Here is a 20,353-nt window from a genome sequence, read left to right on the forward strand (position 1 = left end):
GCTGCGTAACACGGGTATGATGATGTCGGAGTTGCGAGTGGACGCACACCATACAGTAACCAGAGGGGGGAAGATATTCATGAATTATGGAAAAAAAGGCCTGATCACCATGCTGGCGGCCATGACGGCACTAACTGTCTCATTATCGGCCTGTTCAGGGGGGAACCAAGCAGAAGAACCAACGAATTCTCCGGCGGCGGGAACGGGGAATGTAGAAGAGCCTAAGGATGGTAAGATCGTGTCCAGCCCGCTTACATTAACTTATTATGTACAGGGTTTGGGCAGCGCGGCGCCAGGAATCAAGACTCAAAATGATATTGCTGCTTATCAAGAGACAGAGAAGAAGACAGGAATTCATATTGAATTCCAGAGTCCTACTACCGGTCAGGAGAAGAACCAGTTCAATCTGCTGATGAGCTCAGGCTCATATCCGGATGTTATCGAATGGGGCTGGAATGATTATCCGGGCGGTGGAGTAGGTGCCATGAACAGCGGTGTTATTGTTCCGCTTAATGATTACATTGATAAATATGCTCCGAACCTGTCCAAACTGCTGGCAGACCATCCGGAGATCAAGAAAGAGGTGTCCACGGACGACGGACGAATTTATGCATTTCCTTTCCTGCGGGCGGATCCATACCTGCGTACGTACTTTGGCCTTGGCATTCGTAAGGATTGGCTTGATAAGCTAGGACTTCAGATACCAACAACTATTGACGAATGGCACACTGTATTGAAAGCGCTTAAGGAAGGCGATCCCAACGGAAACGGCAAAGCCGATGAAATTCCGCTCCTGATTAAAAAGGATACGATGCTGAATTTCAGTAATGTGTTCCTAAATGCTTGGGGGATCACCAGCCAATTCTATTTGAAGGACGGAAAAGTGGCTTACGGTACAACTCAGCCGGAATTTAAAGAGTTTCTGGAAACGATGCGCAACTGGTACGCAGAAGGCCTCATTGACCGCGATTATGCAGCGACGGACGACAAGCAGAAGGACGCCAAATGGACCGGCGGACTGTTAGCTGCATCTGAACTGGCGGTGGGTGGCGGGATCGGAAAATATATGACAGCGATGTCCGAGAAAGATCCCGACTTTAACCTGGTAGGTGCACCTTATCCAACGCTCAAGAAGGGCGACAAGCCGGTTCTGGGGCAAATTACGCCAATTTTCAACAGCGTGGGAGCGGCCATTACCAGCAGCAACAAGCATATCGAGGAGACAGTAAAATGGTTGGATTTCAAATATGGTGAAGAGGGAAGTATGCTGTTCAACTTTGGTATTGAGGGCAAGAGCTACGAGATGAAGGACGGCTTTCCTACCTATACCGATGAAATTATGAAAAATCCGGATGGCATGGCTTTCGCTACTGCGCTCGGCCAATATGCGATTCCGTTCGGAGGTCCGTTTGTACAGGATAAACGTTATCAGGAGCAGAACGTTTCGCTGCCTCAACAGAAGGAAGCGCTCAGTACCTGGATGGATGTAGAGAATGGCGACTGGCTTCCAACGCTGTCGTTGACCAATGATGAATCGGCAAGATTGGCAGCGATTATGACGGACGTGACTACTTATCGTGACGAGATGTTCGACAGATTCGTTATGGGTGTGGAGCCAATCGACAATTTCGATACCTTTGTGAAAACCATTGAAGGCATGGGGATTCAAGAGGCTATTGATATTCAGCAGGCAGCTTACGAACGATATTTGAAACGGTAACGCTGATTTGAGCGGGTTCCTAATGGTTCGTCGCGCTGACCTGCGCCGGCCTGGGACCCGCTGTTTTTACTCTGTACATGAAGGAGGTCTATGTGTTGAAGCTGCTGCGAGACTGGTCCCGACATAAATATATCTATTTGATGCTGCTTCCCGTTGTGATCTACTATCTGGTATTCCTTTATTTTCCGATGTACGGTTTGCAGATTGCTTTTAAAGATTTCTCACCTGTCAAAGGAATTTTGGGCAGCGAATGGGTCGGGTTCAAGCATTTCATATCTTTTTATGACAGTTATTACTTCTGGCGCTTGATTCGCAATACACTGTTGATTAGCTTGTATGAATTGGTTTTTGGCTTTCCGGCTCCTATCATTCTGGCCCTGCTGCTTAATGAAATTCGAAGCCGTGTATTTAAAAATGTGGTGCAGTCCATTACGTATCTCCCGCACTTTATCTCAATAGTCGTAGTCTCGGGAATGCTGGTCGACTTTCTCTCCGGGAACGGTCTGATCAATCAACTAACTGGATTGTTTGGTATTCCTTCGGTTTCTTTCCTTATTGTACCTGAATGGTTCCGGACCATTTATGTTTCCTCCGGAATCTGGCAAGGAGTAGGCTGGGGATCGATTATTTATCTGGCGGCGATTGCGGGTATTGACCCCAGTCTTTACGAAGCTGCCAAGACTGATGGTGCAGGACGATTCAAGCAAATTCTGCATGTCACCCTCCCGGGAATTATGCCGACGATCATCATTATGCTGATCTTGCGATTCGGTACACTGATGGCTGGGGGCAGTCTGGAAAAGATTCTTTTGTTGTACAACTCAACAACCTATGAAACGGCGGACGTGATCTCCACCTTCGTATACCGGCGAGGATTGCTTCAGATGGATTATGGTTTTTCGGCAGCAATCGGCCTGTTCAACAATGTGATTAACTTCCTGTTGCTCGTCTCGGCCAACAAGATCAGCCGGAAGATCAATGAAACAAGTCTGTGGTAGTCCATTCCAGGGGGTGAATGATCCTTGAAGACTCATATTTCCTGGGGAGAACGGCTGTTTGATATCTGCATCAACGTATTTATGGTGGTGCTGATGGCTGTTACCCTGTATCCGTTTCTGTATGTGCTGTTTGCTTCCTTCAGTAATCCTTCCGATCTGATTCAGCATCAGGGGCTGCTGTTGATGCCGACTGGCTTCAGTCTTGAATCTTATAAGCTGGTATTCGAGAATCCAATGATTTCTATCGGTTATTTCAATACTTTGATTTACGTTGTCGTCGGTACGACGCTGAATCTGACGCTGACCAGCTTCGCTGCCTATGCGCTGTCTCGCAAGGGTGTGCGATTCGTCGGCCCCATTATGTTTGCCATCGTGTTCACGATGTTCTTCTCGGGTGGTCTGATTCCCACCTATCTTAATATGAAGCATCTGGGGTTGCTGGATACACGGTGGGCAATGATTTTGCCGTCTGCGATCAGCACCTGGAACCTGCTGGTCATGCGCACCTCCTTCGCGGGTATTCCCGCAGCGCTGGAAGAATCAGCGCGGATTGACGGGGCCAATGATTTTCGTATTCTGTTCCAGATCTTTATCCCGGTCTCATTGCCAATTATGGCTGTAATGACTCTTTTCTACGGTGTGGGGCATTGGAATGCCTATATGGATGCGCTGATTTACCTGCGCGATAAGGATTTATACCCGCTGCAGCTCGTTCTGCAGGGAATTCTGATTACGAACAGCACAGACTCCATGATGAGTACCGTGGCAGATGTCGACAAAGGTCTGATTCAGGAGACGATCAAATATGCAACGATCATTGTTGCGACAGTACCGATCCTGCTGCTCTATCCGTTCCTCCAGCGGTATTTTGTCAAAGGCGTTATGTTAGGTTCTATTAAAGAATGACAATGTTACGGAAGGAACTGATCATATGACTTCAAAAAAAGTTGCTCATATTATTGCTCATTCCCACTGGGATAGGGAGTGGTATCTGCCTTACGAGAAGCATCACGTCCGGCTGATTCAACTGATGGATACCCTGATTGACTTACTGGATCGTGATCCGCAGTTTCACAGCTTTCATCTGGACGGCCAAACCATTGTACTGGAGGATTACTTGCAGGTCCGGCCGGAGAATAAGGACATTCTGAAACGGCTGGTGCAAGAGGGAAGGCTGGTCATCGGTCCATGGTACATCCTGCAAGATGAATTTCTGACCAGCGGGGAAGCCAATATCCGCAACCTGCAAATCGGGCATAGAGATGCTGCGGAATATGGAGCAGTCTCCAAAATCGGCTATTTCCCGGACTCCTTTGGCAACATGGGGCAGGCTCCCCAGCTTCTACGGCAAGCAGGCATAGATGTAGCGGTCTTTGGCCGGGGTGTGAAGCCCGTTGGCTTTAATAATGAATTGAAGGGTGATTATGAGTCGGCGTATTCTGAGCTGAACTGGGAATCGCCTGACGGTTCGCAGGTGCTGGGCATTCTATTCGCCAACTGGTATAACAATGGGATGGAGATTCCGGTCGATGCTGCTGAGGCACAGCAATACTGGAACAAGCGTCTGCAGGATGCAGGAGCCTATGCTTCCACACCTCATCTGCTGTTTATGAATGGATGCGATCATCAACCGGTACAGAGTGACCTGAGTGCCGCTCTGGATACGGCGCGGAGTCTGTTCCCGGATATTCAATTTGTGCACTCCGATTTCGGCCAATATGTGCGTCAAGTCCAGGCCTCCTTGCCGCAGAGTCTATCCACGGTGCGTGGAGAACTGCGCAGCCAGCGGACAGACGGCTGGTGGACGCTAGTAAATACGGCTTCTGCACGCGTATATATCAAGCAGGCCAACCAGCACTCACAGGCACTGCTGGAGCGTACGGCAGAGCCGCTCGCTGCCTTCGCTGCACTGCTTGGAAACCCGTACCCGCATCATCTGCTGCGCTTTGCATGGAAGACGCTGATGCAGAATCATCCCCATGACAGCATTTGCGGATGCAGCGTGGATGAGGTGCACCGTGAGATGATGACCCGCTTCGCCAAGGCGGATGCCATCACGGAGGAGATCATAGCAGAGAGTGCGGCTGTCGTCGCCAGCAGTATCGACAACGCAAGTGTCTTCGGACAACTTGAAGGCGCGGTGCCATTCGTTGCGCTGAACACCTCTGGCTGGGTCAGAACATCAGCCATCACTATAGAGCTTGAGACAGAGCGGATCTACATGAAGGGTCGGAAGAGGGCGGATATTATTCGTGAGCTTACAGCGAAATCTGTTACTGGTCAGGTTCAAGATGCTGCTGGGAGAATCATGCCCGCAGAGATCGTGGATTTGGGTGTACGGTTCGGCTACGATCTGCCGGAAGATCGTTTTCGCCAGCCCTATATGGCGAGAATGGTGAGCGTAACGTTGTTAGCTGAACGGGTGCCTGCACTTGGATACCGGACCTATGCTTTTGTCCCGGTATCGGGGGTTAGCCACACAGCATCTTCAGAGAAGCTTGACCTGTTGAATGCGAGTAACATTGAGAGGGAACAGCAGCAACAGGAGTACATTCTGGAGAACGATTTTCTGCATGTTTCCGTGCAGGAGAATGGCTCCTATACTGTAACAGATAAGATAAGCGGCGGTGTCTTCCCGGGTCTGGGCGTATATGAGAATATCGGGGACATTGGGAATGAGTATATTTTCAAGGCTCCGGCAGGCGATCAGCCGCTGACCGCAGAAGGGCTGCGAGCCAGTGTTGTGAAGCTTCCATCTGGATCGTTCCGTGAGAGTCTCGAAATCGTGCATGAATGGTCCTTGCCTGAAGGTGCGGACGAGCAGCTGGCTAGGGAGCGGGAGGCGTTCGTTCCGTTTCTGGAACGGACAGCGGTCCGAAGCCCGCAAAGTGTTCCGTTTCGGGTCACGACACGCCTTACATTGGTTCAAGGCGATCCGCAGCTTCATGTGGAGACGCTTGTAGACAATCAGGTTCAGGATCACCGCCTGCGGGTGCTGTTCCCCACAGGCATAGAATCCCCGGTTCACCGGGTGGATTCTGTGTTCGAGGTGGCGGTACGTGATACCGTACCTGCTGCGGAATGGATCAATCCTAGCCACTGCCAGCATCAGCAGGCCTTTGTCAATGTCAGCAGCCCTGACGCCGGATTGACTATTGGAAACCTTGGCCTGAACGAGTACGAGGTACTGCGCGATGATCAGGGGACCATCGCCGTGACCTTGCTTCGTGCAGTCGGGGAATTGGGCGATTGGGGGGTATTCCCTACACCGGAAGCTCAGTGCCTGGGTAAGCATAGCTTCAAATATGCGGTGATTCCACATGGAGCTGGCAGTGCCAGAGAAGCGTCCTTTGCGCTGGCCTACCAGAACCAGTCGCCCATAACGGTTGTGCAGGCTCCTATGCAGAGCGGACCACTGCCTGTAGAGCATACCTTTGCCGAATGGGAAGGTGAAGGACTAGCGCTCACAGCAGTGAAGGTCAGTGAGCACAGTGATGATTTTGTACTAAGATGGTACAATATGACAGAGAAAGAGGTTGAACTGAGTCTGACAGTGACTAGTCCTGCCGCTACGCTCTACCGGAGCACAGTGCTGGAGGAGCGGAGTGAGCCGCTGCCTGCTTCGGGAGGAAACGCGAAGCTCGGCGTTGGCTCAGCGGAGATTATAACGCTGGGCGCTATGTTCAATTCAGATAACGGGTAGCTGTCAGATCCATACGGGGACTAAAACCGCCTATCATCATATTTTGGTGATAGGCGGTTTTTTATTATGCCCTAATAAGGACATGTATTTGAATTCACAGATAATGATAGAAATACGTAATAATACACTCTATTTTCGAAGGAATACATAATTGTTAAATGCCTTCCAGAAACCTAGAATGTAAACAGAACGTTATAATTATATATCCTAAGGAATTGGATTCGGGTGTAGAGTATGCACATAAAATCATTCTAGGAGGTTATCACAGTGAAGCGAAGGCTTTTTTATGTGATTCCGATTCTGCTTATTGTTCTGGGTGCCTGGCTATTTTTGCATAATCGTGAGGATAACAAAGTTTCTGATAACCAAGAGAAGAAGGTTGTATTCGTCGATCCTGTCAATAACAGTGGAACACAGTCCAACGTTAAGGCGATTTATGAGCAAGAACCGGTGCAGTATTTGAACGCGGCTTATGAGGTTGAGGTGAAACGTGATATTTTGTATGCCAAGAAGAAGAATGAGACAGAAGCGGAGGAAGCGTTGAAGCTTGATCTGTACCAGCCCACTGGTGACAACAACAAGCTGAGGCCGGTCTTTGTCTTCATCCATGGAGGCGGTTATGCTGGAGGAGGTAAGGAAGATGCTGCCGATTTTGCAACGGCGATGGCCAAACGGGGATATGTGGTCCTGTCCGTAGATTACCGGTTGAAAAAAGACCCGTTCATAAACTTCAGCCGCACGCTTACCGATGCTTGCGAGGATATACGGGACGTGATTCATTGGATTAACGATAATGCAGGGACTTACGGACTGGATGCCGATCACATTGTGATCGGAGGGGATTCTGCTGGAGGCCATCTTTCTATAAATTTTGTCAATCTCTCTTTGTCCAGTGATCCGGCCCTTGTGAAGTCTGTCTTTGCCATTGTGGATATTTATGGAGGGGATCTGACAAGGCTTCCGGATAGCAAGCTTCCTCCGTTTCTTATTATTCATGGGACCATAGACAAGCTGGTTCCATACCAGCTAAGTGTGGATTTAGGCAATCAATTGAAGGAGCAGGGAATTTATCATAATCTGCTTACGATGGAGGGCGTAGGCCACGACTACAAGAATGCGAAGTATATCGACGAGATTGTGGAGACAACCTCGCATTTTTTATGGAATGTTCGGAACAGTCGAGACCTTGACCGGTTGCCGGAGAATTCCGGTCTCTCCGTTGCGTCTGGTGATATTTTTGAAATCAAACTTCCCGAAGCTTACAGAGGAACTACCGGGGAGCAGCTTAATGTTTCTTTGCCGAATGGATGGGAGCTCATAGGACAAGAGAACCACACACTGCAGATCCAGACTCCAGAGGGCGTTAAGCGAGGAAATCTATCCGTTGATGTGTGGCAGGGCCAAGCACGCGAGACTGCCCAGGGCTTTACCGTCAATGTGAATGTCATCGATCCGCTGGAGGTACATTATATGACTTTCTACGATCAATCACGGCAAGCGGTAAGAACTCATATGGACGTTGTTAACCGGTCCAAGAACAAATTCAGCGGTTTATTGCAAGTGGATTATGAGACAGCACAATCTACACCTGGTACTTTTACAACAGCAGTGGAGGCACTGCAACCAGGCGAGAAGGTACGTGTAGATCTTCCCGAATTGGCAAGGGGCCACCGCACACTGAAAGCTTCTAACGATCAGGGCACACTGCTGCAGACAGCGTTGGATACCTTCAATGCCCTTCTAATCCCAAAGCTCAGCAAGCCTTTGAAGATCGAGGGCGATCTGTCGGAGTGGAATAATTCTGCTAGATTTGCTGTGAAGGATGTCAGGGTCAACGATTGGAAAGGAGAGCAGGATCTTAGCGCCACCGGCCAGCTCTCCTGGGATGATCACAACCTGTATCTCGGGGTAGAGGTCACTGACGACAAGCATGTTCAGCCGGCGTCGGGGGATGCCATCTGGAGCGGGGACAGCATCCAGATCGGGATAGGCATAGCCAACTCAGATGGCACAGTTCCGTCAGAGTATCATGAATTAGGTGCCGCGAGGGGGGACAACGGGACATTGTACAAGTGGCGCTGGATCGCGCCAAGCGGCTTCCCAGTGGGTGATGCTATAGATCTTAAATACGCCATCAAACGGGAGGACTTAAAAACCACCTACGAGCTGGCGATTCCGTGGAAAGAGTTAAGCCGTGAGACCACGCTGGTGAAAGAGGGCCTGAAGCTGAAATTCTCAATCCTGGTCAATGACAATGACGGAGAAGGGCGTAAAGGCTGGGTGGAATACAACAGTGGCATAGGGACCTCCAAGGATATCGACGCCTTCGGCGACCTGTATCTGGTGGATTGATAGAGACTTCGCATGATTCCAAGGCCTGATATTCAGGTCTTGGAATTTTTTTGCTAGAATAAGAACAGATGGATGATGGGAGGAGTCAAGAAGGTGACGGGATACTTGCGTGGACAGGTAGCGAAATTAGCCAATGTAAATATGGAAACGTTGAGATATTACGAGAAGCAAGGGCTGCTGCCCCCGCTGCAGCGGTCAGAATCTGGATACCGTCTCTATCCGGAAGAGGTGCTGGACCGGCTGACGTTTATTCATAACGCCAAATCCTGCGGATTCACGCTGAAGGAAATTAGAAAGGCTCTAACCAAATCCAGAAATAGTGAAATCAACATAGATGATTTCCTAATGACCATAGACCGAAAACAGGAGAAAATCCGATCTGAGATCTCGAAAAAAGAAGAAATGCTGCTGTCGCTGAATCAGTTGAAAAGCAACTTGCAGGCCACGGATAGACATCCTGGCGTGCAGGCAACATTGCAAATCCTCAATATGGATTCCTAGTTGACCCTGTACCTAACTACAGGTCTTAAAGTAGTCATAACAAGACCAGTAGGAGGGTGTTACTATGTTAAAGACCAGTATAGAGCAGCTAGAGGCCATTAAAGAATATTTGCGGAATAACAATAATTATGAGAGTCAGACGGTGGCAGGTATAAGGCAGAGTATGGCGAACCCGGCAGCGGGGATGGCAAGCCATGATGATATGACATACCGGCCAGAGAGTATCGGGCCGCTGCAGGGCGAATGGGCCATTCCTGACAACCTGGCTCCTGATATGGAGAACAAGGCGATTCTGTATTTTCACGGAGGAGGCTTTGTTGCCGGCACTTGTGATTTTTACCGGGATCTATGCACTAGAATCGCAAAATCCAGCGGGAGCAAGGTACTCACTGTGGAGTATCGTCTGGCCCCAGAGCATCCTTACCCAGCCGCTAATGAGGATTGCCTTAACACGTACTGCTGGCTGCGGCATCAGGGCTATGCTGCTGGTGATATTATACTGGGAGGCGATTCTGTAGGAGGGACGCTTGTCCTTATGACACTATTATCATTGCGGGACCAAGGCGAGGAGCTACCAGCCGGCGCTTTTTTGCTGTCCCCGCATACGGATCTCGTTCACCTGGACGGGGAATCGTATAGCAGTCGTGCAGCACTTGATCCAACAGGGAGCCGGTCCGCCAATCAGAGGATACTGGAAGACTATGTAGGTAACGTAGGAAAAAAGCACCCTTCATTATCTCCGCTAAGGATGGATCTGGAGGGCTTGCCTCATTTATGGATACAGGTTGGAGATCATGAGGTGTTGTTAAGCGATTCAATCCGATTGCAAGAACGGGCTAAAGCGGTGGGCGTTAAGGTTGAACTGGAAGTCTGGGAGAATATGTGGAGCGTGTTTCAATTCTTGGCCCACATGCTGCCTGAAGCACAACAGGCGATAGATCATATCGGTGGGTTCATCCGGGACAGGCTGAGTCAGCGTTCTTTCACCAATTAAAACTGGAGAATCGGCAGCCGAACAGCCCGCGAAAAATACCCGCGGGCTGTTTCGGCTAAACAATAAATGTCTGAAAATGGTAGCGCTCAGCTTTTAATATGTAGCGGGGGAGGGATCAGCCAGCCTTTTTTCTTGTTCATGTGCAGGATTTTTATACCGATCGCTGCTTTAGTGAGATGATACTTGGCGAACAAGGCGCCGATGTCTTCGCGTATGGACATTCCCATAATGGTACTACAGCCCACCAGTCCAGCAGCATTATCTGCAGCGATTTTGGAGGCGATTTCCATATCGGTGAACCGGGCACCTGCGGGAATATCCTCCACCTTTACCTCCGGTCGGTCAGGGAGCGTCGGCACTGAAGCAATACCGGCTGTCCCAAGGAGCGCGTCACACTCACTGCTTTCCAGTTCAGACTGGTTAATTAAATCTCCGAGTACTTTTTTTAGATCATCATCGCCAGCATGGGATTGAAATGCCCGATAGAGTGATACTAGCCCCTTTGCAGCCGTTGATGTCATCCATACATTGAAAATCTCTCCATAATGCATGGGCTCATCTTTCGGATTACCGCCTAAAATACCAGCCATACTCAAACCCCTCTCAATAATTGAATCGTACTGGATTAGTATGGGAATCCGATGAAGAATGTATTCTTAAGTAGCAGCTGATAATTAGAAAAAATAGGGTTGCTCCCATAATCGTAGCGTGATATTATCCAATAAACAGGAGATGATCTGATGAATTCTAAAGTTTCATTCAAGACATTAAATCGTCCCAAACTGGTGGATGATGTGGTCAATCAACTGCAAAAGAAAATTTCCGACGGGGAACTCAAGCACGGTGATAAAATCCCTACGGAACCAGAGCTGATGGAGCAGTTCGGCGTCGGGCGTTCGACGATCCGTGAGGCGGTCAGAGTGCTGGTGCACGCAGGTCTATTGGAGAAGCGGCAAGGCTTTGGTACGTTTTTGACAGCCGATCCTATTATTCACGAACCACTGGTTCACCGGCTGCGGAGAGCTGAATTGCTGGAGGTATACGAAGTAAGAAAGATGCTGGAGCTGGATATTTCCCGGCTGGCTGCCGAGCGGCGGAGCGAGAAGGACCTGGAGCACATGCGGACAGCACTGGATCAGAGGTTGCAGGCGCTGGACAACGACGATACGGCTGCCTACCTGAACGCCGATATTGCTTTTCACTTGGCAGTAGCGGTGGCTAGCCAGAACAGTATCGCTGCCGATCTGTACAGGACGTTTTCGTCGGTGCTGCTGGATGCGCTTCATATGCTGGCAAAAGATCAGAATGTGCATGAACATCATCACCTTTTTCACGAGAATCTGTATCTGGCGATCAGGGATAAGGATGTGAGTGCGGCCGAGCACTGGACTTTGCAGAATTTGAACGGGACGGTGGGGCAGCTTAGAAAATTTTTGAATCAGGATTAAAGTTTTTTTGATTATAAACATCAGATGATATGCTGAGTGCCTTCCATTTTCCTTCAAGGAGTGATTAAGCAGATGACGAATGTGATCGAAGTGAACAATGTAAGCTGGTACCGGGAGAACAAGACGATCCTGGAGCAAATTGACTGGACCGTGACCAAAGGGGAGCATTGGGCGATCTTGGGACTTAATGGCTCGGGTAAAACGACGCTGTTAAACGTCATCAACGGTTATATCTGGCCGACCAAGGGTCAGGTGTCTGTGCTTGGGCACAGATTCGGGGATGTTGACCTTCGGGAGCTGCGCAAGTCCATCGGCTGGGTCAGCTCCTCATTGCAAGAGAGATTGCATGCCAATGATAAGACACAGAATGTAGTGATCAGCGGAAAACATGCCTCCATCGGGTTATACACCGAGCCGAGTGAGGAAGATTATGAACAGGCCCGGAAGCTGATGGAACGTCTGTCCTGCATTCATTTGCTGGATCGCGCGTATCAATCCTGTTCACAAGGCGAGAAGCAGAAGATTCTGATTGCCCGGGCCCTGATGGCTTCGCCTAGACTGCTTATTCTGGATGAAGCCACGAACGGGCTTGACTTCCTGTCCAGAGAAGCGCTGCTGACGAGCATCAGTGAGTTGGCCCAGGAGCCGGATGCCCCAACGCTATTATTCGTTACCCATCATATCGAAGAGATTCTGCCTGTATTCAATCAGACCTTGCTGATTCGGCGGGGCGAGGTCTACTCCAAAGGCCAATCGCAAGAGGTTCTGACCAGCGCTAACCTGACGGACTTCTTTGAAACCCCGATTCAGGTGAGTTGGCAAAATCAGCGGGCCTGGCTGTCTATTCCGGAAAAAAACTAAGACAAGCTTCAATGAAGACATAGCCTGAAAAGGCTGTGTCTTTTTTCTTTGTCTCATATCGCGAGGCCGAGGCGTTCTTAAGGTATTATTGCAAGGCTAGGAGGGTAAAATGCCTGCATCGGGTCTGTCGGATACATTTCCTAAGGTCCATCTCCGGGTGGAGTGTGAGCATCAACCTGCGGGTGGACTTCATAGATCCGGAATTTCGGTACAATCATGTCATGCCTTTCAAATTGTCACAGAAATGAGGAATTCAAATGAGTATGACCAACTATGTGATTGTGGTGATTCTTGTTGTAATTTTAAATTTGCGGGAAAAAGAAATCAGACCTTCCCGTTTATGGATTACCCCGGTTCTCTTCGCATACTTGATGTTGTCCAGTGTGACCACAATCGACCTTACTCCTGGCAGCTTGCTGATCTACCTGATCTGTATCGTCTTAGGTCTTGCTCTGGGCGCCTGGAGAGGCAAGCTTCAGAAGGTGCGGGTGAATCCTGATACGGGCAAAATCACTTCGCAGGGCTCCATAGCCGGCATTGTAATTTTCCTGGCCGTGATGCTGATTCGCCATCTTACGGAGTACTGGGGTGCGCATCATGCTGTGTTGTCTATCAGCACCGGGTTGCTGTTCGTTTCGCTTGCCAACGTCTTCGCTCGCCGCTATTTTGTCTATCTGAAATACAAACAATTGGCAGCCTATAAATGAGCAAAAAGCGCAGTCCATCGCCCAAAGGGCAGGGCAAGCTACCCGTTTTTATATAAAAATTAGAGTGGAGGCTTTTATTGTGACTACAAACCATGTGTCTTCCTTATTAATTAACATACTGCGTTCAATTGTCCTTATTATTGGGGGTTTGGTGAGCATCGTGGTAGTATTTGCTGCCCTCACTCTATTTGTTCCCGATAAAGGGAATTCATTAATAACCATTGGAATCATGACTTGGTCGATATTGGGTCCGCTCTTTGCTGTTGCTAGTTTGGTAGTGGTTATCGTTACTTTTGTGTTGCGCAAAAAGGTGAAACGCCGGTTTGCGAATACAACCGTTGTTTTGTCTGTGCTCGCCTTGTTGTCCTCCAGTGGGATCGTAGGGAATTTTATAAAGGCCACATATGACAATGGCGGTTCGATAAATGTGCTATCGACGATTTGGCCATTCTCGACAAAACCTGCCGTTCCTGATATTACGGAAACTTATCAGGTGGCAGATGGTAAAGAACTGAAGGCATTCGTGTATAAGCCCCGAATCCAAACCATTGCAGCACCGATTATCATGTACATCCATGGTGGTGGTTGGATAAGCGGTCAGGGATCGGATTTGTCATCCATCATGAGGTGGTATGCAGATCAAGGTTGGCTAGTGGTAAGTGTAGACTATCGATTAGCTTCAGATCAATATGCTACATGGGATAAGGCGCCTGCTGATGTTGCGTATGCGCTAGCTTGGGTGTCCAAACATGCTGAAGAATGGGGCGGAGACAATAACAGGTTAATTGTTATGGGAGACTCAGCAGGCGGTAATTTGGCTATCAACCTCGGTTGGGCGGCAGCAACTAACGAAGCTATGCACGATGGTCCTGATTCTATAACAATTCCAAAGCCGAGGGCAGTAGTCGCTGGATATCCTGTTGTTAATCCCGGTTATTCTTATGACTACGGGCAAAAATGGTGGAATGATCAAAGTCCAAAAGATTTTACAGCAGATTACATCGGTGGTTCGCCTACAGAGCACCCTGAACGGCTCTCAGCCATCTCCTCATTAACCTACGCAACTCCTTCTGCACCACCTACACTTATTGTTGCAGCAGAAAATGATGACTTTATCCCAGCACAAGGAACTTATGAGGTAGTGCAGAAAGCAAAGGATATGGGCGTGAACATAACATTAAGAAAATTCCCATCTACGCATCATGGATTTGATGTAATCCCGGGAACCCTTGGAGACATGGCTAAGAAGTCAGTTGTCGCTCAATTTCTAAAAGAACAAGGACTAGGTCCAACAACCGGCAGAAGAGACAAAAATGATATAATGAAATATCATTCTAAACGACAAGGATCTTACTATGAAAATTAAACAAAAGCGCAGTGCGCTGTTAGGTTTCTTGCTGACCCACCAGCGCAAGATCGTACTTAGTCTTATACTGCTATATACTCTAAATGTTGTTCCCCAAATCATAGTGTATTCGTCCAGGTTCCCTGCAGCAGGCCCGGCTGTGGGAATACTGGCGGTGCTGATTTATTTGGTCCTCTTGTGGTTGCCAGCGTCGATCGTCAAGGCCTACTGGCGTGGAACTATGATTCTGCTCAGCTGGCTGATGACACTGCTCTATTGCCAGATGTCCAGTACTTCGGTACCGCTGATTGTCTTTGTTTTCTATCTTATCGGCTATGCTACGCTTCGGCTTCCGTTGTTTTTTTCGGTTCTGCTGGGCGTAATGATGATATCAGGTGATGCGCTCATTTTCTTTCTGTCCGGGGTGCAGAAGAATGATATTTTAGTCGCTTCTGTTCTCCACATGGGTACGTACATTATATTTTGGGGAGTGCGGGTCCGCAGGGAAGCTACCCAGTCTAGGATGCTCCATTATGAGCAATTGCAGGCGGTTCATACGGAACTAGAGCAGGCACATCATCAATTGCAGCATACTCACAATGAACTGGAAGAGGCTACAGTACAACTGCTTCGTTATGCTGTTCTGGAGGAACGGACCCGTATTTCCCGCGATCTTCACGATAGCATCGGCCATGGCCTGACTTCCGTCATCGTACAGCTTCAAGCATTGCCTTTTATGATGAAAAGTGATGCCGCCGAAGGCGAACGGTCGCTGCGGACCGTGCTTGACGTCGCCCGTCACTGTCTACAGGATGTTCGCTCTGTCGTCCGGCAGATGGCAACGGATGAGGCAAGGCTTGGCTTTGTGGCTTTGCAAAGTCTTGTCAAGCAGGTGCAGGAGCAAGCCGGGCTTACGATCGAATTGTCCGCTGACGAGGACGATCATGAATGGGGAACAGAGATTTCCGAGCTGTTGTACCGGGTGCTGCAGGAGGCACTCACGAATGTGATTAGGCATGCGGGGGCTTCCCATGTTGAAGTGGGCATTATCAGCGATGACAGGGGGTTGACGCTGACGGTTGCGGACAACGGAATCTGGCAGGCTGCGACTACACTGCAGCCCGGGTTCGGCCTGACCAGTATGGAAGCCCGTTGTGAGCGAGCGGGTGGCACCTTGACGATACAAGGAGTCCAGCCGCACGGCATGAGACTGGTCGTTACTTTGCCATTGGGTGACGAGGAAGAGAGACAGGAGGAGAGAGCATGAAGGGATCCATGATCCGTGTCATACTGGTGGATGATCAGCAGCTTGTTCGCCACGGTTTGCGCTACATCATTAATGCGCAGGACGATATGGAGGTGGTTGGGGAAGCAGAAAGCGGACCGGAGGCCGTGGAGCTTGTCCGGCAGGTCGGACCTGACGTAGTGCTGATGGATGTTCAGATGCCCGGTGGCAGCGGAATTGCAGCAACACCTGCCATTCTGGAGCATAATCCGGATTGCAAAGTCGTCATCCTCACCACCTTTGACCAGGAAGACTACGTCTATGATGGCATCCGTTCCGGTGCGGCTGGCTATTTGCTTAAGGATGCCGCTCCGGAAGATATGGTGGATGCGGTGCGAGCGGCATTCCGCGGCGAGGCCATTTTCCGGACGGCAGTGGCCTCCAAGGTGATTGGGAAGGCTATGAGCTCCAGGGCGCCGATCCCTCCGGAGGACCATGTGCCGGACCGCTTACCAGCCTTCGATTCACTCACTGAACGGGAGCTGGAGGTTCTCCAGCAAATGGCATACGGGCTGCGCAATGAAGAGATCGCGGCTACGCTCTATATCGGTGAGAGTACGGTGAAAACTCATGTCCACCGTATCTTGCAAAAGTTCAGCGCAGACGACCGTACACAAGCTGTTGTATTTGCTATCCGCAATAGAATCGTTAAGTAACCCTTCTTTTACAAAAGGAGGGTCTTTTTTTTACAGGAACTCATTTACAAATATGCGCGGTCTGATTATACTCATCCATATATTTCAATTTTTATAGAGGGATCCCCTAATAAAGGAGAGTTGAAAACGTTGAGTGCAGTGCCTAACGCAACTAAATCACCGAGTCTTCTCAGCAACCGCTTCATCCAGACGATCATATTTTCTAATGTTCTGCTGCAGATCGGAATCTGGGTCCGCAATTTTGCCATTTTGCTGTACGTTGCGGAGAAGACAAACAAGGATCCGTATGCGATCTCATTGATCAGCCTGGCCGAATTTGCACCGATCTTTGTGTTCTCCTTCATTGGCGGAACATTTGCAGACCGTTGGCGGCCCAAGCGGACCATGATCTGGTGTGATTTGCTGTCAGCGGTATCCGTATTTGCTGTTCTTCTGACCATTCATTTTGGCAGCTGGCACTCTGTGTACTTTGTAACATTCATCTCGGCGATCCTGTCTCAATTCTCGCAGCCTTCGGGAATGCGCCTCTTCAAGCAGCATGTGCCTGAGGAGCAACTGCAGCAGGGGATGGCACTATTTCAGTCGCTAATGGCGATCTTCATGGTGCTTGGACCAATGCTGGGTACCTTTGCGTACAGCAATCTGGGCTTGGAGTATTCAATAGCGGTCATGGGAGTAGTGTTCCTGCTCTCTGCACTCGTACTGTTCAGGCTGCCGAAGGATAAAGTCGAGCCACGGGTGGCTGATACAAAGGGACAGTTCCGCAAGGAATTAAGTGAGGGCTTCCGTTATGTATGGCAAAGCCCGGTTCTGCGCATGCTTGGCGCGGCTTTTATTCTTGCCGGGCTGGCTGTTGGTGTAGCTCAAGCCTTAAGCTTGTTTATCGTAACGGAGCGGCTGGGTAAGCCGGAGGCTTTTCTGCAATATATGCTGATCGTGAACGGGGCGGCTATGCTGATTGGCGGCGGGGTTATTGCTGCTTTCTCCAAACGGGTGCCGCCGCAGGCTCTGCTGGGCTTTGGTATGCTGGTTAGTGCCTTGTGTACGGTCGTTATTGGGCTCTCGACAAGTGTAAGTATCACATTACTCGCGCAGTTCGTGAACGGTCTAGCCTTCCCTAGCATCCAGATCGGGATCAGCACAATGATCTTGAAATGGTCGCATGAATCGATCGTGGGCCGGGTGAACGGGGTGCTCATGCCAATGTTCACCGGAATGATGGTGATCTCCATGTCTCTGGCCGGTACATTGAAGCATGCCTATCCGCTGGTCACGATCTATGGTGGATCCGGTGTTCTGTTCCTGCTTGGCGCACTGCTGATGATCCCGATCCTGAAACAGAGAGCACCAGAGAACTTGCAGGCTTTGCCGCAGCAGTAGGCAGTTTTCAACAATGGTAGGCCGCTCAGTCCCTGCCCCCTTTTTTGAATGAAGGGGGAAAATGGGATTGAAGCGGCCTGTTCTGGTTAGACAGGTGAGCCTGAAGCACCTTCCACCATCAGCTAAAAGAAGACGGTCTTAATTTTTTTCGAGCTTGGCTGAGATGCCTGTCAGAATGATGGCGAAGAACACCATGATGGCACCGATCCATGGGGTATGCACATAGCCCATATGGTCAACCACAACACCACCAACTACCGACCCAATAGCGATCCCTACGTTGAATGCAGCAATATTAATGGCGGATGCGACATCAACTGCACCAGGGACATACTTTTCTGCGAGCTGGACAACGTACAATTGTAGGCCAGGTACGTTCATGAAGGCGAACAGGCCCATCAAAATGACGCCGATGATGCCACCCACTTTAAAGGGAGCCAGGAATGTCAGCAGGACCAGAACAGCGGCTTGAATAATGAACATCCAGAACAACGCCCGAATCGGGTTTTTGTTGGCTAGCTTCCCGCCAAAGGAGTTCCCGAGGGCAACAGCAACACCATACACGATCAGAATAATGTTAATCATCCCTTGGCTAATGCCAGTCACATCATGCAAAAGCGGAGTCAAATAAGTGAAGGCAACGAACGTTCCGCCATAGCCAAGCGCAGTGATCAAAAATCCGAGCAACAGACGGCTATTAGTAAGCAGACGGAACATATCGGTGAATTTGGTCGGTGGAGACTGCTTCAGGTTCTTTGGAATGAGAATAGCGCTGGACACAATGGCTATCACACCAAGCAAGGCAACGCCCCAGAATGTTGCTCTCCAGCCAAAGGCCTGTCCGATATAGGTTCCGAGAGGAACCCCGGTGACTATGGCAATTGTCAGGCCGGTGAACATCAGTGCGATCGCGCTGGCTTTTTTCTCAGGCGATACCAGTTGGACCGCAATGGTTGCACCAATGGAGAAGAACACGCCATGCGAGAATGCTGTTATAAAACGTGCGATTAGCAGTAATTCGAAATTAGGTGCAATCGCAGCAACTACGTTGCCGATGATGAACACTATCATCAGAGTCATGAGCAAGGATTTGCGGCTCATACGGTTAGTAAGAGCGGTAATAATCGGTGCTCCAATGGCTACCCCAAGTGCATAGCCGGAGATGAGGAGACCAGCCAGGGTGACGGCAATATTCAAATCATTCGCGATAGTAGTAATCAAACCAACAGGCACAAATTCAGTAGTACCGATACCAAATGCACTGATTGCAAGAGCGAAAAGCGCCCATCTTCCTGTCTTGGCCTCGACCTTTGGTTGAGACTGTGAAACCGACTGACTCATATAAATCCTCCTAATGTTAATGTGGTTCGAACTGCAGGACATCTGCTTCCCTGCTAACGAGAGCAATTATATAGCCATATATTTTGGATTGGTAAGTACGTACTTATTAGTAATATAGGTACTTAAAAGTAACTAATGGACTCCGAGGGGGTTACAGCATGTGTATGATCGTAATTGTTGATGGGGTTTCCCTGTAATGATGTGTTTTTGGATATTATATCGTAAACTATAGCTATACCGATCTTAACGGAATTGAGGGAGATGTAGAATTCAACACCTGGCAGAAGAGGGAATAGAGAGATTGTTAGAGTCGTCTATTGCACGCTTGTTGGGTGAGTTGTCGCTTGAGAGTGTCGATCCCAGGGAGCCGGTACAGGTTCACCGATATCCCAAGCCTTGGCGGCTATTGGGAGCGGGCAACTATGCGGCAGTATTCAGTCACCCTGACTATAGCCATTATGCGGTGAAGGTGTACGCTCCCGGCAGACCCGGCTTGAGGGAAGAAGCGGAGGTATATCGGCGTCTGGGCCGTCATCCATCTTATTCGGAATGTTATTACGAAGGCCACGGATTTCTGATTTTGAAGCGGCTTGATGGAGTCACCATCTATGATTGTATCCGCCGCGGCATTCCTATCACTGACCAGGCTATTCAGGATATAGATGATGGTCTGGAATATGCACGGTCCAGAGGGCTTCATCCTCATGATGTGCACGGTAAGAATGTAATGGTCTGGCAAGGGCGTGGACTCATTGTGGATGTGTCTGATTTTTTAAAGCAGGAAGATTGCAGCATGTGGGCTGATTTTAAAAAAATATATTACCGCCTGTATCGGCCTGTAGCTTCCCGAAAGGTGTTTCCTGTTCCCCGCATTGTACTGGAGCTAATGCGCAAAGGCTATCAGCGGTGGCGGCGCTGGAAGAAGTGAGTGGCTTTGTGGCTATCCCTGCAATGATAGTTTATGAAACGTGACATTTCCGGAGGAGCTGTCCCAGATCGACAAAACTGAATTCTATGCCGTTGACCTGGGACTTTGGCTCATGAATAATAGAAGAGGATATC

At 49.4% G+C, this 20,353-nt stretch carries 17 protein-coding genes; 15 read left to right on the forward strand and 2 right to left on the reverse strand.

Translation table 11 applies throughout. The annotated features are described in order from the left end of the window. The first annotated feature begins 79 nt into the window (after nucleotides 1–79). From HPT30_RS10200 to HPT30_RS10230, 7 genes are all read left to right on the forward strand, one after another. Nucleotides 80–1,720, forward strand: coding sequence for an extracellular solute-binding protein (locus HPT30_RS10200; RefSeq protein ID WP_175371291.1), 1,641 nt, complete (start codon nucleotides 80–82; stop codon nucleotides 1,718–1,720). A gap of 77 nt (nucleotides 1,721–1,797) precedes the next feature. Continuing rightward, nucleotides 1,798–2,718 carry an ABC transporter permease gene (locus HPT30_RS10205; protein WP_175371292.1) on the forward strand — a complete coding sequence of 307 codons (921 nt, stop codon included), beginning with the start codon at nucleotides 1,798–1,800 and terminating at the stop codon, nucleotides 2,716–2,718. A gap of 81 nt (nucleotides 2,719–2,799) precedes the next feature. Then, nucleotides 2,800–3,624: a carbohydrate ABC transporter permease gene (locus HPT30_RS10210; RefSeq protein WP_175371338.1), complete on the forward strand. Its 825-nt coding sequence runs from the start codon at nucleotides 2,800–2,802 to the stop codon at nucleotides 3,622–3,624. A 25-nt stretch (nucleotides 3,625–3,649) separates the two neighbouring features. Continuing rightward, a complete protein-coding gene (locus HPT30_RS10215; RefSeq protein WP_175371293.1) occupies nucleotides 3,650–6,421 on the forward strand; it encodes an alpha-mannosidase in 2,772 nt (923 codons plus the stop codon). A 267-nt stretch (nucleotides 6,422–6,688) separates the two neighbouring features. Beyond that, nucleotides 6,689–8,773: an alpha/beta hydrolase fold domain-containing protein gene (locus HPT30_RS10220; protein WP_175371294.1), complete on the forward strand. Its 2,085-nt coding sequence runs from the start codon at nucleotides 6,689–6,691 to the stop codon at nucleotides 8,771–8,773. A 93-nt stretch (nucleotides 8,774–8,866) separates the two neighbouring features. Then, entirely contained in the window at nucleotides 8,867–9,274 is a 408-nt protein-coding gene (locus HPT30_RS10225) for a MerR family transcriptional regulator (RefSeq protein WP_175371295.1), read from the forward strand. 64 nt (nucleotides 9,275–9,338) lie between these two features. Then, the gene (locus HPT30_RS10230; RefSeq protein WP_175371296.1) at nucleotides 9,339–10,268 is read left to right on the forward strand and encodes an alpha/beta hydrolase; all 930 of its coding nucleotides are present in this window, start codon (nucleotides 9,339–9,341) and stop codon (nucleotides 10,266–10,268) included. Nucleotides 10,269–10,354: 86 nt separating this feature from the next. Here the strand turns inward: HPT30_RS10230 and HPT30_RS10235 are convergent, their stop codons facing one another. Then, the gene (locus tag HPT30_RS10235) at nucleotides 10,355–10,858 is read right to left on the reverse strand and encodes a DUF3231 family protein (protein WP_175371297.1); all 504 of its coding nucleotides are present in this window, start codon (nucleotides 10,856–10,858) and stop codon (nucleotides 10,355–10,357) included. Between the two features lie 150 nt (nucleotides 10,859–11,008). Here HPT30_RS10235 and HPT30_RS10240 point away from each other — a divergent pair, with 150 nt between their 5' ends. The 7 genes from HPT30_RS10240 (at nucleotide 11,009) to HPT30_RS10270 (ending at nucleotide 17,950) form a co-directional block, all read left to right on the forward strand. Next, nucleotides 11,009–11,716, forward strand: coding sequence for a FadR/GntR family transcriptional regulator (locus HPT30_RS10240; RefSeq protein WP_175371298.1), 708 nt, complete (start codon nucleotides 11,009–11,011; stop codon nucleotides 11,714–11,716). A 72-nt stretch (nucleotides 11,717–11,788) separates the two neighbouring features. Continuing rightward, a complete protein-coding gene (locus HPT30_RS10245) occupies nucleotides 11,789–12,577 on the forward strand; it encodes an ABC transporter ATP-binding protein (protein ID WP_175371299.1) in 789 nt (262 codons plus the stop codon). 257 nt (nucleotides 12,578–12,834) lie between these two features. Continuing rightward, the gene (locus tag HPT30_RS10250) at nucleotides 12,835–13,284 is read left to right on the forward strand and encodes a CcdC protein domain-containing protein (protein ID WP_175371300.1); all 450 of its coding nucleotides are present in this window, start codon (nucleotides 12,835–12,837) and stop codon (nucleotides 13,282–13,284) included. A gap of 79 nt (nucleotides 13,285–13,363) precedes the next feature. Continuing rightward, a complete protein-coding gene (locus HPT30_RS29920) occupies nucleotides 13,364–14,650 on the forward strand; it encodes an alpha/beta hydrolase (protein WP_175371301.1) in 1,287 nt (428 codons plus the stop codon). Continuing rightward, nucleotides 14,640–15,896 (forward strand): sensor histidine kinase, encoded by a 1,257-nt coding sequence (locus tag HPT30_RS10260; protein ID WP_175371302.1) that lies wholly within the window; start codon nucleotides 14,640–14,642, stop codon nucleotides 15,894–15,896. Before HPT30_RS29920 ends, HPT30_RS10260 begins: the two co-directional genes overlap by 11 nt. Beyond that, nucleotides 15,893–16,570, forward strand: coding sequence for a response regulator (locus HPT30_RS10265; RefSeq protein ID WP_175371303.1), 678 nt, complete (start codon nucleotides 15,893–15,895; stop codon nucleotides 16,568–16,570). Before HPT30_RS10260 ends, HPT30_RS10265 begins: the two co-directional genes overlap by 4 nt. Before the next feature lie 129 nt (nucleotides 16,571–16,699). Further along, nucleotides 16,700–17,950 (forward strand): MFS transporter, encoded by a 1,251-nt coding sequence (locus HPT30_RS10270; protein WP_175371304.1) that lies wholly within the window; start codon nucleotides 16,700–16,702, stop codon nucleotides 17,948–17,950. A gap of 138 nt (nucleotides 17,951–18,088) precedes the next feature. On the opposite strand, the gene HPT30_RS10275 is transcribed toward HPT30_RS10270, so the two are convergent. Next, entirely contained in the window at nucleotides 18,089–19,291 is a 1,203-nt protein-coding gene (locus HPT30_RS10275) for an MFS transporter (protein WP_175371305.1), read from the reverse strand. Nucleotides 19,292–19,592: 301 nt separating this feature from the next. Here HPT30_RS10275 and HPT30_RS10280 point away from each other — a divergent pair, with 301 nt between their 5' ends. Continuing rightward, nucleotides 19,593–20,219 (forward strand): serine/threonine-protein kinase, encoded by a 627-nt coding sequence (locus HPT30_RS10280; protein ID WP_217622330.1) that lies wholly within the window; start codon nucleotides 19,593–19,595, stop codon nucleotides 20,217–20,219. Nucleotides 20,220–20,353 lie beyond the last annotated feature (134 nt).

This window comes from Paenibacillus agri (genome assembly GCF_013359945.1).
Taxonomy (GTDB): Bacteria; Bacillota; Bacilli; order Paenibacillales; family Paenibacillaceae; genus Paenibacillus_AQ; species Paenibacillus_AQ agri.